This is a genomic window from Pseudomonas sp. Bc-h, assembly GCF_002080045.1.
Lineage (GTDB): Bacteria > Pseudomonadota > Gammaproteobacteria > Pseudomonadales > Pseudomonadaceae > Aquipseudomonas.
The window spans coordinates 349,721-363,993 of the sequence record NZ_MUIN01000007.1; the positions used below are offsets into that span (position 1 = coordinate 349,721).

Here is a 14,273-nt window from a genome sequence, read left to right on the forward strand (position 1 = left end):
GATCAATTCATACGATGGGTTAGGGTTTGTTTGGTTTTCTGTTGTTTGGAATCAGATGTAGGGGGATATCTTTTTCGGCCCATACGCCGATCACTAACGCCTTGCAACTATACCGCGGTATCAATTGCGCCAAGTTCCCAGACGCCTAGAATCCAGCTTTCCCTAAGTCCGAACCTCGGAGACCTTATGGGCAAACCCAAACACGCACGAGCACATTAAAAAAATATCAGTGCGCTAGACAATATGGGAAAGACCGTGATGCAGACCGTGAATATCAATGGCGAGAACCATCAACTGGATGTGCCGGACCAGATGCCTTTGCTCTGGGTCCTGCGTGATGTATTGGGTTTGACGGGAACGAAATATGGCTGTGGCATTGCTCAATGCGGTGCCTGTACCGTTCATCTGGACGGAACGGCGGTTCGGTCATGCGTGCTGCCCGTCAGTGCAGCCGCAGGCCACGCGATTACCACGATCGAGGGCGTCGGCGAGACACCCGTCGGGCGGTCAGTGCAACAGGCATGGTTGGCCCATGAAGTGGTCCAGTGTGGCTACTGCCAATCCGGCCAGATAATGGCCGCCAGTGCGTTGCTGCATCACACGCCAAAACCCGATGATCAGGCCATCGACTCTGCGATGTCGGGCAATCTCTGCCGTTGCGCAACGTACACGCGCGTACGCGCCGCCATCAAAGCGGTGAACCTATGAGTAGCTCTGACACTCCGCTGCCAGCGGCAGGTATTTCCCGTCGGCGTCTGTTGCAAAGCAGTGGCATCACACTGGGTGGTCTGGTCCTGGCAACCTGGCTCCCGTCGATGCAGGTCCAGGGTGCAGCGAAGGCTATCACCGCGCCACGATTGGGGGATATCAACCAGGGGTTTGGCGCGTTCGTGCGCGTCGGTGTGGACGGTCGAGTGACTGTCATTTCACCGAAGATCGAAATGGGCCAAGGCATTCATACCGGCATCGCGATGATGGTCGCCGAGGAACTGGAAGTGGGTCTGGACCTGGTAGATCTGGAGGAGGCGCCTCCCGACGCCAAACTCTACACAGACCCGCTGCTGACCTTCCAGGCGACGGGAGGCTCGACGTCGACTCGCTACACATGGGAACCCTTGCGCCGCGCTGGTGCGACGGCGCGCGTGCTGCTGATTCAAGCGGCGGCAACACGCTGGGGAGTCGCGCCCTCGCAATGCCATGCAGAGCAGGGTCGCGTCATCGGTCCCAACGGGCACTCAGCCGGGTACGGAGAGCTCGTCGAAGACGCAGCCAGACTGCCTGTGCCCACCGATGTCGCGCTCAAGCCCGTCGAGGCCTTCAAACTGCTGGGCAAACCAACGCCTCGGATAGACACGCCGGACAAAGTGAACGGCAAGACCCGCTTTACCATCGACCTGCAAATTCCCGGGGCACTCATTGCCTCGACCCTGACGTGCCCGGTACTCGGCGGCACAGTGCGGTCTGTGGATGACAGCGCAGCGCGCAAGGTCTGGGGGGTGCGCGACATCGTACGCCTGGACGACGCAGTGGCCGTCACCGCCGAGAACTTCTGGGCCTGCCAGCAGGCACTGAAAGCATTGAGTGTCGAATGGGATTTTGGCGAGAACGCCGGGATCGGTTCGGAACACCTGGATGCCGCCCTGCAAAAAGCCAGCAGCGCCGAGGGTGTGATTGCCAGGAAAGAGGGCGACGTCAACGCCGCGCTGGGTAACGCAGCGAGCCGGTTCGAGGCCGTTTACGAACAACCGTTCCTGTCCCACTCCCCCCTGGAGCCTATGAGCTGCGCCGCTCACGTCACGGCTGACCGCTGCGACGTCTGGGTCGGCACCCAAGTCCCGGGGCTGGCGCAGATGACGGCGGCGGCTGTCACGGGTCTTAAACCCGAGCAGATCCAGATTCACAATCAGTTGATCGGCGGCGCGTTCGGTCGCAGGCTGGATTTCGACTTCATCACACAGGCCGTGAAGATCGCCAAACAGGTGCCCTACCCGATCAAGATGATCTGGAGCCGCGAACAGGACATGACTCATGACATGTACCGGCCGCATTACGTGGATCGGATCGAAGCGGCGCTGGATGCGAACAAACTGCCCGTGGCCTGGCAGCACCGGATCGCCGGGGCATCTGTTGTGGCGCGCTATCTGGGCGGACTGCCGCCTGACGGGATAGATTTCGACGCTGTCGATGTCTCGGTAGAACCGATCTACGACCTTTCCAGTCTGCAAGTGCATTACGTGCGCGAAGAGCCCAAGGCCATCCCGGTGTCGTGGTGGCGTGGCGTGGGGCAACTTCGCGGAACCTATGTGCATGAATGCTTTATCGACGAACTGGCGCGCAACGCCAAGGCAGATCCGGTGCAGTACCGGCTCGCGTTAATGAGCAAGCACCCCAGGGCGCAGAATCTGCTGCGCGTGCTGGCTGAAAAGTCAGACTGGAAGACACCCCTACCCGCCGGTACCGGTCGGGGAATCGCCGTCAGCCATGTCTTCGGCGGCTACGTGGGCACGCTGGTAGAACTGCAAATGCAGGGTGAAAAAGGTATCAAGATCAAACGTCTCGTAAGCGTGGTGGATTGCGGGTTCGTTCATAACCCGACCTCGGTAATCGCTCAGATTGAAGGCGGCACACTGTTTGGTTTGTCTGCGGCCTTGTTCAACGAAATTCTCATCGACAAAGGCCAGGTTCAACAGACCAACTACCACCAATACCGGGTGCTGCGCATGAGCGACGCGCCACCGGTCGAAGTCCATCTCATCCCCAGTGTCGAGGCGCCAGGCGGTGTCGGAGAGGCAGGGACTGCGTTGATCGCGCCAGCGCTTGTCAACGCCCTGCACGCTGCCAGCGGGACCCGTATCCGTCGGCTACCGCTTGCACGCTTTGGCTATTACACGGTTTGAGGAGCGGCTTATGAACATTGTGACAAGACAACTGGGCCTCGCACTTCTTGCCAGCGCGAGCCTGCCCGCACTGGCTGACGACACCCAACTACAGCGCGGTGAATACCTCGCCCGCGCAGCCGATTGCGTGGCCTGCCACACGGTACAAGGCGGTAAGCCTTTTGCCGGTGGTCTCGAATTCAAGCTGCCGTTTGGCTCGCTGTATGCACCCAATATCACCCCCGATCAACAGACAGGTATCGGAACCTGGACCGACGACAACTTTGTAGACGCACTGCAGAAAGGGGTCGGTAAAGACGGCAAGCACTACTACCCGGCGTTTCCGTACCCGGCCTACACGAAGATGTCACGGGACGAAATACTGGCGATCAAGGCCTATCTGTTCAGCCAGCCTGCGGTTAACCAGCCCAGCCAGCCCGACACGCTGTCATTCCCGTTCAATCAGCGCTGGGGAATGGTGTTCTGGAACGTCCTGTTCCATGACAACGAACGCTATACCGCAGACCCCAAACAGTCGCCGGAGTGGAATCGCGGCGCCTACCTGGTGGAGGGACCCGGTCACTGCGGCGAATGCCATTCCCCGCGTAACCTGATGCAAGCGCTCGACAGTGGCAACAGTCTGGCGGGCAACGTCATTGAAGGCTGGAATGCTTACAACATCAGCTCCGACGCCAAACACGGCATCGGTGCATGGGACGAACTGGCCCTGGTCAGCTTTATGCGCACCGGCTCCGCCCCAGGCTTTGGGGTAGCAAGCGGCCCCATGGCTGAGGTGGTTGAAAATAGCCTGCAATACCTAAACACAGAGGACCTCAAAGCCATCGCGGTCTACCTGAAATCATCACCTGCTCGTAATGAGGGCGTGGCCCGGCCCGAACCGACGGTGCTGGTAAACGTCAAATCCCAGTCAGCACTGGGCCAGAAGGTGTTCGCAGATGCCTGTGCGGCGTGTCATCGACCAGACGGGCACGGCAATCAGACGCCTGTTGCCACGCTTCTGGGACTGAAAACGGTGAATGATCCAGCAGCCCATAACCTCATAGGCGTGATTCTGCACGGGCATCCCGCTACACGCGTGGAGCAACGAATGCCTGCGTTTGCCAAGGCCTATAACGACCAAGAGCTTGCCGCTGTGAGCACGTACATCCTGCAGCGCTTTGGCACCACCAACAGCACTGTCGCTGCTGAAGCCATTACCGAACGGCGCTAGTTGGGAGGGACATCACATGGAAACGCAGACCTTGACGTAGTGCGTGCTGTCCTGGCCTGGCGTTGGGGCGGATAAGGTGTGCACTTGTCTAACGTGGTCCAGACCTGGGGAAGCGCACCGCGTCAACCAGGCTCCATGCTCATCAACGTCAGAAAAAAAACAGTTCCCGCGGATCCGCCCAAATAGACGGAGGTGATCAACAGCCGCGGGAACCGGAAAAGAGCGAACGTTTACTGCGTGCTCGGGAACCGTACCCGAAGCAGTGTGTGTGTGGCATGCGCTCAGCCCAGGCTTTCGAGCACATGACCGGTCGGGGTCATGAACTCGACCGCACTTGTAATGACTTGCGCGTCGCCAAGGATGCGCCGATGACCTGGTCCGCGTTTTTCAATCAGGGTCGAACGCGCCCAAGCCTCCCGCAGCGCCCGTGATTGGGCGACCGGTACGACGCGGTCATCGCGGTCATGAATGATCAGCCCCGAATGCCTGAGCCCCAAGGCCAGGGCAGGAAGATCGACAGATGCCAGCGTGGCGCCCATGAAAGCCTCCACCCAAGCGCAGAACGCTACCGTTTGCCGATCATCCAGACAGTGGGCACGTGCGATCCCCAGAACGACAGAGGTCATCGAACTGGGCCCGCAAACATGAACACTTTGCTGGACTGACAACCCATTGCCCAAGGCCCAGAGGGCTGCAGTAGAACCGGCGGAATGGGCGATGATCCCATGCACATCGCCCAGATGCCCTGCCAGTTTCAACGCCGCCCTGCCCGCATGAATCACGCTCGACACCTCACCGCCGGAGTGGCCATGGCCCGGCGCATCGAAGACGGCAACAGAGAACCCGGCGGCAAGCAGTGGTTTTACGAACCCCATCAGATGCGAGCCCCGGCTGGACCAGCCGTGCATCAGCAAAATGACGGGCCCGCTGCCGTATATCCAGAACGCCAGGCGTTCTCCGTCGACATCCAGCGACGCCATCCATCCCTTGCCCAGAAAGCTGACTTCACTCCACGAGGCAGAAACCCTCTCCGGCACGGCAAAGGCTCGGCACGCGGCCTCAAGCTCAGGATCGGGGACGTTCAAATCGGCGAGAAGGTTCAAGGTGCAACTCCTTTGGGCAAGGACAGTGCCGGCCCACACGTCATTGAGGGACAGGAAAATCGACCACCGTGTCGTTGATGCGGTTGAACACATTGGTAAAGGTGATCACCGAAATCGCCAATCCGATGTGAACGATCTCTTCGCCGCTGTACCCGACTGCCTGCAGGGCCTGGACGTCCTCTTCCGGCACCGTGCCGGGGTTGAGCGCAAGGCCCCGTACGAAACGAACCAGGACATCGCGTTTGGCATCGCCGGTAGCGTTGCCCTGTCGAATCTGTCGCAGGGTGTCCGGCGACAGGCCTGCCATCTTGCCGACCATGCTGTGGGCGGCGACACAGTAGTCGCACCCTGCCAATTCACTGATTGCCAGCTTTACGGTTTCCTGGTCCGCTTTGCTCAGCGGGCCACTCGCCAGAATCTTGTCTGCCGACAAAATGGCCGTGAGCGCTTGCGGCGCCAAGGTCCCCAAGGCGGCGTAGGCATTGGGGACTTTGCCCAGAGCCTGTTTGATACCGGCGTACACCTGAGCAGTAGCGCCATTGGCCTGATCGGCCGCAATTGCAGTAAAACGTGCCATGGTTGGATTTCCTCGTTGTGAAAGTGGATGGTTATAAACGTCATTGAAGTTGCAGTTGGCAGACATGGATTTTTCAAGCCGCACGCAATGGCCTTGCGCAGGTGTGCACATCCGCTAGACCACCGTTCACTGTTTAAATAGCGTAAGTATCAGGTGCCCTGCGTATTCAGCAGAGCGGTCGTCGCTCTTTGTTCAAGTAACTGTCGCGCGGAGTCAGCCATCATGACGACAGCGCCTGCCAGCATCAGAACATCTTTAAGTACCAGTCTTCCGCCGCCTGACAAATAAGGAAATCCGAACGCGGCATCACCCGTACTCTGCACCCACGCCTCGGGCGTTGTAATGAGAAAAGACAGCGTTACCAACGGAGTCAGAAATGCAAGTACAGACCCGACCATTCCGAGTCTGCGAGAAAAGAGGTAGGACAGCACCAGCAACCCAATGAGAATTTCAACGGTTCCCAGACCGTTGGAAAATGCATAGGTGTGATTGGCGGTTTGCCATTCGCGCTTGACCGGATCAAGCTGCCCCTCATGGGTGAGGTGGTCTCGATATTGGTCCGGGTGTGCATAGAACAAGGACATCACCGGATTGTTCGCCACAAACGGAGTGATACTGTCAGCCTCATACGGCACGAATTTCAACGCGCCAATCCATAGAAATATGATGGCGACACCGAGACGAATCAAATGAATGCCGATTGTGTCCAGGCGACTGGTGCGCACAAGAAGCCCCTGCACAACTGATGGTTGATGTTTCATGATTTTCGGCATCCGTTGATTGAATAAAATAAATAGCGAAGCTGACGAAAAACTTCGTTATGTCGGATCGGCTCAGCTTTTTGCCCAACACCCCCAAACCCTGGTAATCGCGCCGAGCGGAATGCTTTAACTTCATCAGCATAAAAGACTGCTCGAACGTTTAAGCTCTGGCCAAAAGATTAGTCGCGCCAGGCGTCGGTCAGCAATTATCCCAAGTAACAGGTACCTTAAACCAACGTATGGTTATTCAGTCACCGACTGGCAGTCAGGCCACTTCGCCATTCAGTCCATCGGCACGATGCGCTGAATGCAATCAATGAGGGTCTGAGCGTTATAGGGCTTGGCTAGAAAACACACGGCGCCGGCTGCCAGAGCCCGCTTGCGCACTAACTCTTTAGGGTAAGCCGTGATGAAGATGACAGGGATGGATCGCCCCCTGTTGATCAGCCTGCGCTGCAGCTCAAGACCGTCTATACCGGGCATGTGTACATCGGAAATCAGGCAATCGGTGCTATCGAGTTCCGTTGAGGCAAGAAACGCTTCGGCACATGAAAACAGACAAGGTTCATAACCCAGTGAGCGCACCAGGCTGCTCAGGGCCATTCGACACGACGTGTCATCATCGACGATCGAAATGCGGGTGACTTTATTCACTTTTATTACCCTGGGCCCACGAAGACGAGCATTCAGATGCCGCGTAGGCCCGTATGTTGACCTCCACTGAGAGGTGGACGCTCACTCGTTGGATGCATCACTGAAAATGTTGGAGGCCTGCGCGCAGTGCAGCAATTGCCATCGTCTGGGGCTGACGCCGTTGAAGTGCCTGAAAACACGGGTGAAATAAGACTGATCCGAAAATCCACACTCTTGAGCGACGCAACAGATCGAGAGTTCTCGCGTTCTCAACAGTGCATGCGCCTTGCGGATCTGCTCTCGTCTGAACCAATCGTGTGGCGCGAGCCCCGTCGCGTTCTTGAACGCGCGCGAAAAATGACTGCGTGAGATTGCACAGGCACTGGCGACCTGTTCAATCGAACACCCGTGTGCCATGAGGCTGATCATCAGCTCCTTGGCCTTCTTGACCCGCCAGGGGGCAAGATTTTCCAGCGTGCGTTTGTGTCCAAAACCCTGGACCGACGATAGGCCCTGCCGGTTCTCGCAGAAAGGCACGCTGAATGAAATCGGGCTGACAGTGGAACTGACACTTGGCGCACTCTGGATCGTGGATAAGCATTGGTCCTGGGCCATGAAGTCACCTGGAAGATTGCGATACCGAGCCGTGGGACGTACCTGCAACGTCACTCAGCAAGGCAACAGAATGGAATCGCCCCCATGGGGCGTATGAAAAAAGCCTGATGCAACGAAGTCAGCCCATGAGCGGTTATGGCAGCTCCAGTTGATGGCCAGCCCGAACCACGTCGGCGATGCTGCGGGCGTGTAGTTTGCGCATCATGTTGGCCCGATGCAGTTTTACCGTGATCTCGCTTACCTTCAGATGGCCGGCGATCTGCTTATTGAGGAGGCCCTTCACTACTCCCCCCATGACCTGTTTTTCCCGGGGAGTCAGGCAATCGAACCGACTGCGCAATGAATCGATCTCACGCTGTTTCTCGACAAACTCGCAATGGCTGGCCACCGCCGTTGCCACGGCATCGATCAGATCCTGGGAGCGGAATGGCTTGGTGAGAAAGTCCGCCGCACCGGCCTTCATCGCGCGCACGGACATTGGAATATCGCCATGGCCGGTCATGAAAATGATCGGCATGTGGTTATCGGACTCCGTCAACCGCTGCTGCAGATCGAACCCACTGTAGCCCTGTAGCCTGACGTCCAGAACCAGACATTGCGCCTTTCCCGCCAGCGGGTCGGCGAACATGTCTTCGGGGCCGGAAAATGCCCGTGTGTTGTAACCGACGGACTTCAGCAAACTGGCAACGGCGCCGCTCAGTACTGAATCATCGTCGACAATAAAGACAATCGGGGCGTGCGTTTGCGCTGCCCTTGAAACGTTTGATTGATGCATTTCGACCTCCTTTTCGACGTGATTCAAGTTGACCGGGCGCATTGTCTTACAACACCTTTCGTTGTCTGCCGAGTTGGCGACCGGCCCATTATCGGGTAACACGTCTTCATGTAACGGCCGGCGCTCATTTCATGACCAAAACAATATTTTTGGTGAAAAACACCTGTGCAGATCGATTATTTCGCAAGAGCCGGTCACGCGCCGGTATTAACTTTGTGCTTGGGCAGCTAATGCGTCAATTCATACTTAAGGTTAGGTAGTGAATGGGAACGATGCAGTGGCACCGTCCGCTGCAGAACAATACAGAACACAACGACATCACTGTTTCGCCCTGCTGAAAGTGCTCAGCAACCCTGATTCAACGCTCAGTTCTGACCGGAATTACTCACCTGATTGCCCCTCTCTGGCATCACGCCTGAGTGACTGTGGGGATACGCCTAACTTGCGGATGAAGACCTCGCGCAGATGGCGCCGGTCGCGAAAGCCCGTCTCTCTGGCGATGATCTCCAGCGAATGGTGACCGCGCTGAATCATGTTGCGGGCGGTTTCGAGGCGCAGCTGCTCCACCGCCTTGGCCGGTGACAAGCCTGTTTCGGATAGAAAAATTCGCCTGAACTGCCGCTCGCTGAGGTGTACGATCTTCGCCAGAGCGTCGGCGCTAAGGTCGCCGGAAAGGTTGGCCCGAGCATGCTCGAGCGCTGCCTGAACCCGATCTGACCTGGGCGCGATATTGAGCATTTCGGAATGCTGAGACTGCCCCCCGGAGCGACGGTGATACATGACCAGAACCCGCGCAACGCGGTTGGCAACCTCGTGCCCCAGGTCCTTTTCGACCATGCCGAGCACCAGATCCATCGCCGCCGAGAGTCCCGCGGAAGTCCAGATGGTGCCGTCATTGATGAAGATGCTGTCGGGCTCCACGACGGTGTTCGGAAAGCGCTGCTTGAGCACGCCGGCGTAGGCCCAGTGAGTCGTAACGCGTTTGCCTTCGAGCAACCCCGCCTCGGCGAGTACGAAAGCTCCGGTACACATGCCGCCCACCCGCTGAGCGCGGCTAGCGGCGACTTTGACAAAGTTCAACTCTTCGAGGGTGCTGTCGCGGGCCAGCGGATCGACGATTCCGGACACCATCCAGGTGTCGGCCTGGGCCTCGCAGGTCGCTTTCACGGTGTTGACCGAGGCGCCGATCGAGGAGGTGATCACCCCGCCGCTCAACGAATAATTGGTGACTTGATAGACCTGTTCCTTCGCTACCACATTGGCGAACTCGAACACTGACTGGGTGCCCAGCGCCATGACCTGAAACCCTTCCGTGAGGAAGTAACCGATTCTGTGCATTTCCACTCCCTCCGGCGTCATGTCCGAAAACATGACCGTAATTGTCGTTTCAATTCCAGTCAACGCGATGCACGATGAGCCTACGACATAAAACCGGACACAGGTGGCACGAAAACAGGATAAAACAGGTCATCTGGAGATGATTTTCGTTGCATCCTACGCGCAACTAATTGAACAGGCCAGTCCGAAAATTATTAAGAGCCTACCGCAGCTAATTATCAGAGCACGATAAACTGCGGGACAATTAAAACACACTTACAAACTCCTGACTCAAAGAGCAAAACGCACGAGATTCCTATTCGAAGTGCACACTTGATCGCTGTAATGACAGTCTGGAGATCACACCGATACTTCCTTTTATTCGGTGCTGATCTCATCGGTCGTCTAACTGTTCAACAACAAAGAGCACACCGCTATGACTGAACACTCCGTAAGTTTCAATGCAGCGACTCATTACCTTGAAGTCGGGGGCAGGACCCTGGCTTACCGCACATTCGGGCACGGCACGCCTCTGGTCATGTGCGTGCGGTTTCGCGGCACCATGGAGTCTTGGGATCCGGCATTTCTCGACGGTCTGGCACAACAAGGTTTTCAAGTCACCATTTTCGACTACAGCGGCCTGGGGCGCTCCACCGGCGAGCGAACCTACAACCCGGCCTCGCTGGCCAAGGACACCATCGAGCTGATCACGGCGCTGAAGCTGGGCAAGGTGGTCCTCGCAGGCTGGTCGATCGGTGGCGTGGCGGCGCAGATCGTCCTCGCACAGGCACCGCAGTTGGTCAGCCATCTGGTGTTGATCGCAACCACGCCTCCGGGCCTGTTGGCGAAGCCAGGCGAACAGCTGTTCTACGAATTGGCCAAGCGTGACAACAACTTCGAAGACTTTGTCAGCCTGTTTTTCGAACCTGACTCGCCGACCAGCCGAGCCGCCGCTGAGCGTTCGTGGGGTCGGCTGGTCTCCAGGAGAGATGACGCGAGCCCTGAAGTGCCTTTCGACTGGGCAGGCGCGCAACTGGGTGAGGGGCCGAAGAACCCGGTCTTTCCGGCCGATGCGGTGCTGCATGTCCTGAAAAACACCGAGGTTCCGGTTCTGCACCTGGGCGCCGATCACGACATCGCCTTCCCGGTCGAGAACTGGTACGCCCTGAGCGATCAACTGCCGACACTGCACGTCGTCACCTTCCCGAGTTCCGGCCACGGCCCGCAGCTGCAATACCCGCGTACTGCCGCCAGGCACATTGCCGCGTTCGTCGAGGCTGCCCACGACTGACACCCGATCAACCGGGCCAGCGTTCTGCTCGGTGCGACCCTGGCCCCACCGACTCTTCGACAGCAATGGACTGCTCTTCTTCGCCCATGGCGCGAGGGAGCATCACCGTGAACAACCGTGACCTGCCACATCAATCGTTGACACTGGACGCTCACTTTCTCATCGCGGCATCAATCTGCTTTGGCCCGAAACGCTGTGCGTCAAGCCGGCGGGCCGCGGACGCGTGTCAGTCCGATAACACTCATTACCAAGGTGACTTATGACAACCCGAACAACCTATCGAGCCGTCGTGGCGACAGCCCCCGGCAAACTGGAACTGGTAGAGCGCCCGATCACTGAACCGGGCCACAGCCAGGTGCGAATACAGGTTGAAGCCTGCGGTGTCTGTCACTCCGACAGCGCGACCGTGGAAGGCTTTGCAGGCGTTCCTTTTCCACGCGTGCCGGGCCATGAAGTGGTGGGACGCATTGACGCCATCGGCGCCGGGGTTCAGGGCTGGAGCGTTGGCCAGCGAGTGGGCGTGGGCTTTTTGGCAGGCGAAGACGGGACCTGCCCATCGTGCCGTCAAGGCGACCCGGTGACCTGCCAGAACCCAGTGATCAGCGGCATGACCATCGACGGCGGCTACGCCGAGATCATGATCGCCGAGGCGCGTGGGCTGGTGCGGGTACCTGAAGAGCTGGATGCCACCCTGGCCGCGCCTCTGCTCTGCGCAGGTCTCACCACTTTCAACGCCTTGCGCAATTCCGGCGCGCAAGCGGGAGACGTGGTGGCGATCCACGGCCTGGGCGGGCTTGGCCATCTGGGCGTGCAGTTCGCGCGCAAGATGGGGTTTCATACCGTGGTCATCGCTCGAGGGGCCAGCAAGGCCGAGCTGGCGCTGTCATTGGGTGCTCACCGCTACATCGACGCCACCGAAGAAAACGTTGCAGAGGTCTTGCGCGCCATGGGCGGAGCCAAAGTCGTGCTCGGCACCGCGCCGACTGCACAGGGCATGGCAGAGACGATTCCCGGCTTGTCGGCTCGGGGTCAACTGGTGGTGGTCGCGGTCCCCGGCGAACCCCTGACGGTGAGCGCAACGGACCTGATCTTCGGCGCCCGCTCGGTCATCGGCGCCCTCACCGGTACGGTGGTATACAACGAGCAAACCCTGGCTTTTGCCAACCTTCAGGACATTCGCCCACTGATCGAGACGTTCCCCCTCGAACAGGCACCCGAGGCGTACGCCCGAATGATGCGTGCGGACGTTCGACTGCGTGCCGTTCTGGTCATGGGCGCGCAGCAAGCCTGACACCCTCTTCTGCCTGATGCGCGGGGTGCTTGTCCTGCGGGCCGTTTGACCAGGACAAGCCTCCTCTGTTTTTTTCAACCTGTGCATGAACCCGTCTGGAGATCTTTCAATGGCGCGTTTCACACCAACTCCCGTCTATCGGGCGACCGGCGTCGATACCTTCGCGTTCATGGGAACGGGTAGGACAAGCGACCACCTCGACCGGGCGGCCAGATGACTCAACCCATCACTCTCGCCGAGGCCGAAGTTTTCGAGCGTTTTCACGACGCGGTGTTTGTGCGTGACATGGAAGGAAAGATCTGTTTCTGGAACTCCGCCTCGGCCGCTCTTTACGGATGGCCCTCACATACGGCACTGGGGGCGCACGCCCGTACGCTGCTCAAATGCAGACATGAGCATGATGGCCACGATAAGGCCGATGACCGGCTGCTGGCGGACGGTTATTGGGAAGGCGAACTCTCACGTCTCACGGGTGCGGGATCGCGCCGCCTGGTGAATGCCCGTTGGTCTCTGCGCCGAGATGCTGCCGGTCAACCCATCGGGATCCTGGAAACCGGCTACGATATCTCGCTCGCCAAAGAAACCGAGCAGCATCTGAAAGCCAGCGAGTACCGCTACCGCAACCTGTTTCAAGCCATGGCGGCTTCGTTCTGGGAGCTGGATTTCACCGCCGTCGGACCCAAGATTCGAGCCCTGCTCGACGCCGGAGTGCGCGATCTGGAAGCGCACTTTCTGGCTCACCCGGACGTGGTGCGCGACTTCATGCGCTGCACTCAGGTGGTGGACCTGAACGATCACAGCATCCGGCTGTTTGGCCGTGGGGATCGTACTGAGATGCTGGGAAACATCGACCGCTACTGGCCGGACGAGAGCGTTCAGGTGTACGCCCGCTGCGTCGTCAAATCCCTTTCCGGCCTGCCGAACAACATTGAAGTGACACGCCTGAGAACCCTCGAAGAGAAAGAATTCGAGTGTCTGTTCACCGCCTGTTTTTCCAGAGAGAACATTGCACGAGGGGTGATTCTGATCGGCATCATCGACCTGTCGGAACTTGCCGCGGCGCGCCACGCGCTGGAGATCATGCAGACGGAGCTGGCCCATGTGGCACGCATCTCTATCCTCGGCGAGCTGAGCGCGTCGATTACCCACGAAATCAATCAACCCCTGACCTCGATTTCCACGTATGCCCAGGCGGCGCTGCGCTGGTTGCGGCGACCAGAGCCAGATTTGAAAGAGGTGGAAATCGCCCTGACGCAGATCGTCGATGAGGCGCAGCGCACCGACGACGTCATCACCCGCATTCGCGGCATGGCACTGCGTCGGCCGGCTGAAGAGTCCGACGTGGCGATCAATGACGTGGTGCAGGATTCACTGCAGTTCACCGACCACGAACTGCGCAAGCACGCTGTTCGTCTGACCACTGACCTGGCGGTCGCACTCCCCGCCGTGCGGGCTGACCGGGTGCTGCTGCAACAGGTGATCGTCAACCTGTTGATGAACGCCGCACAAGCGATGGCATCGGCCGATTCGGCAGTGCGAGAACTGATCATACGCAGCGAAATACTGTCCACCGGCGAGATCAGGCTGCAAGTGCTGGACAGTGGCCCGGGCATCGCACCAGGCCTGGAGGGGAAGCTGTTCGAAAGTTTCTTCACCACCAAAGCCACGGGGATGGGAATGGGACTGCCGATATGCCGTTCGATCGTGGAGGCTGCGGGCGGGGCGATTGAGCTGGCGAACCGCGACGATGGCGCTTCAGGGGCCAGAGTTATGCTCACTCTGCCAGCGTTGTAAGAGCAGCAA

Annotated in this window: 13 protein-coding genes; 6 read left to right on the forward strand and 7 right to left on the reverse strand. The window is 58.7% G+C overall.

All coding sequences use genetic code 11. The annotated features are described in order from the left end of the window. Positions 1-258: 258 nt before the first annotated feature. From BWR59_RS14480 to BWR59_RS14490, 3 genes are read left to right on the forward strand one after another with little or no spacing between them, the layout of a single operon-like run. Positions 259-708, forward strand: a complete 450-nt coding sequence (locus BWR59_RS14480) for a (2Fe-2S)-binding protein (protein WP_081566460.1) — start codon at positions 259-261, stop codon at positions 706-708. Beyond that, the gene (locus BWR59_RS14485; RefSeq protein WP_081566318.1) at positions 705-2,897 is read left to right on the forward strand and encodes a molybdopterin cofactor-binding domain-containing protein; all 2,193 of its coding nucleotides are present in this window, start codon (positions 705-707) and stop codon (positions 2,895-2,897) included. Before BWR59_RS14480 ends, BWR59_RS14485 begins: the two co-directional genes overlap by 4 nt. A 10-nt stretch (positions 2,898-2,907) precedes the next feature. Next, complete coding sequence (locus tag BWR59_RS14490) at positions 2,908-4,107, forward strand: cytochrome c (RefSeq protein ID WP_081566319.1); 1,200 nt, start codon at positions 2,908-2,910, stop codon at positions 4,105-4,107. A gap of 281 nt (positions 4,108-4,388) precedes the next feature. On the opposite strand, the gene BWR59_RS14495 is transcribed toward BWR59_RS14490, so the two are convergent. From BWR59_RS14495 to BWR59_RS14525, 7 genes are all read right to left on the reverse strand, one after another. Then, on the reverse strand, positions 4,389-5,210 hold the full coding sequence (locus tag BWR59_RS14495; protein ID WP_081566320.1) for a hypothetical protein: 822 nt from the start codon (positions 5,208-5,210) through the stop codon (positions 4,389-4,391). Positions 5,211-5,250: 40 nt separating this feature from the next. After that, entirely contained in the window at positions 5,251-5,787 is a 537-nt protein-coding gene (locus BWR59_RS14500; protein WP_081566321.1) for a carboxymuconolactone decarboxylase family protein, read from the reverse strand. 149 nt (positions 5,788-5,936) lie between these two features. Next, the gene (gene rclC, locus BWR59_RS14505) at positions 5,937-6,548 is read right to left on the reverse strand and encodes a reactive chlorine resistance membrane protein RclC (RefSeq protein ID WP_081566322.1); all 612 of its coding nucleotides are present in this window, start codon (positions 6,546-6,548) and stop codon (positions 5,937-5,939) included. 282 nt (positions 6,549-6,830) lie between these two features. Further along, complete coding sequence (locus BWR59_RS14510; RefSeq protein ID WP_081566323.1) at positions 6,831-7,202, reverse strand: response regulator; 372 nt, start codon at positions 7,200-7,202, stop codon at positions 6,831-6,833. An 81-nt stretch (positions 7,203-7,283) separates the two neighbouring features. Further along, positions 7,284-7,796, reverse strand: a complete 513-nt coding sequence (locus BWR59_RS14515) for an AraC family transcriptional regulator (RefSeq protein ID WP_081566324.1) — start codon at positions 7,794-7,796, stop codon at positions 7,284-7,286. A 133-nt stretch (positions 7,797-7,929) separates the two neighbouring features. Next, a complete protein-coding gene (locus BWR59_RS14520; RefSeq protein ID WP_230982011.1) occupies positions 7,930-8,613 on the reverse strand; it encodes a response regulator in 684 nt (227 codons plus the stop codon). A gap of 339 nt (positions 8,614-8,952) precedes the next feature. Next, on the reverse strand, positions 8,953-9,909 hold the full coding sequence (locus tag BWR59_RS14525) for a helix-turn-helix domain-containing protein (RefSeq protein WP_081566325.1): 957 nt from the start codon (positions 9,907-9,909) through the stop codon (positions 8,953-8,955). A 415-nt stretch (positions 9,910-10,324) separates the two neighbouring features. Here BWR59_RS14525 and BWR59_RS14530 point away from each other — a divergent pair, with 415 nt between their 5' ends. The 3 genes from BWR59_RS14530 to BWR59_RS14540 all read left to right on the forward strand — a co-directional run bounded on the left by BWR59_RS14530 (position 10,325) and on the right by BWR59_RS14540 (position 14,264). Next, a complete protein-coding gene (locus tag BWR59_RS14530) occupies positions 10,325-11,179 on the forward strand; it encodes an alpha/beta hydrolase (protein WP_081566326.1) in 855 nt (284 codons plus the stop codon). Positions 11,180-11,438: 259 nt separating this feature from the next. Further along, positions 11,439-12,470, forward strand: coding sequence for an alcohol dehydrogenase catalytic domain-containing protein (locus BWR59_RS14535; protein WP_081566327.1), 1,032 nt, complete (start codon positions 11,439-11,441; stop codon positions 12,468-12,470). Positions 12,471-12,683: 213 nt separating this feature from the next. Continuing rightward, positions 12,684-14,264, forward strand: a complete 1,581-nt coding sequence (locus BWR59_RS14540) for an ATP-binding protein (protein WP_081566328.1) — start codon at positions 12,684-12,686, stop codon at positions 14,262-14,264. The last annotated feature ends 9 nt before the right edge of the window (positions 14,265-14,273 follow it).

What these genes read in the sequence shown, in the direction of transcription:
- BWR59_RS14525 (WP_081566325.1), bottom strand. Translation starts at nt 9,909, where the DNA reads ATGCACAGAATCGGTTACTTCCTCACGGAAGGGTTTCAGGTCATGGCG.
- BWR59_RS14485 (WP_081566318.1), top strand. Translation starts at nt 705, where the DNA reads ATGAGTAGCTCTGACACTCCGCTGCCAGCGGCAGGTATTTCCCGTCGG.
- BWR59_RS14540 (WP_081566328.1), top strand. Translation starts at nt 12,684, where the DNA reads ATGACTCAACCCATCACTCTCGCCGAGGCCGAAGTTTTCGAGCGTTTT.
- BWR59_RS14530 (WP_081566326.1), top strand. Translation starts at nt 10,325, where the DNA reads ATGACTGAACACTCCGTAAGTTTCAATGCAGCGACTCATTACCTTGAA.
- BWR59_RS14535 (WP_081566327.1), top strand. Translation starts at nt 11,439, where the DNA reads ATGACAACCCGAACAACCTATCGAGCCGTCGTGGCGACAGCCCCCGGC.
- rclC (WP_081566322.1), bottom strand. Translation starts at nt 6,548, where the DNA reads ATGAAACATCAACCATCAGTTGTGCAGGGGCTTCTTGTGCGCACCAGT.
- BWR59_RS14490 (WP_081566319.1), top strand. Translation starts at nt 2,908, where the DNA reads ATGAACATTGTGACAAGACAACTGGGCCTCGCACTTCTTGCCAGCGCG.
- BWR59_RS14500 (WP_081566321.1), bottom strand. Translation starts at nt 5,787, where the DNA reads ATGGCACGTTTTACTGCAATTGCGGCCGATCAGGCCAATGGCGCTACT.
- BWR59_RS14520 (WP_230982011.1), bottom strand. Translation starts at nt 8,613, where the DNA reads ATGCGCCCGGTCAACTTGAATCACGTCGAAAAGGAGGTCGAAATGCAT.
- BWR59_RS14515 (WP_081566324.1), bottom strand. Translation starts at nt 7,796, where the DNA reads ATGGCCCAGGACCAATGCTTATCCACGATCCAGAGTGCGCCAAGTGTC.
- BWR59_RS14480 (WP_081566460.1), top strand. Translation starts at nt 259, where the DNA reads ATGCAGACCGTGAATATCAATGGCGAGAACCATCAACTGGATGTGCCG.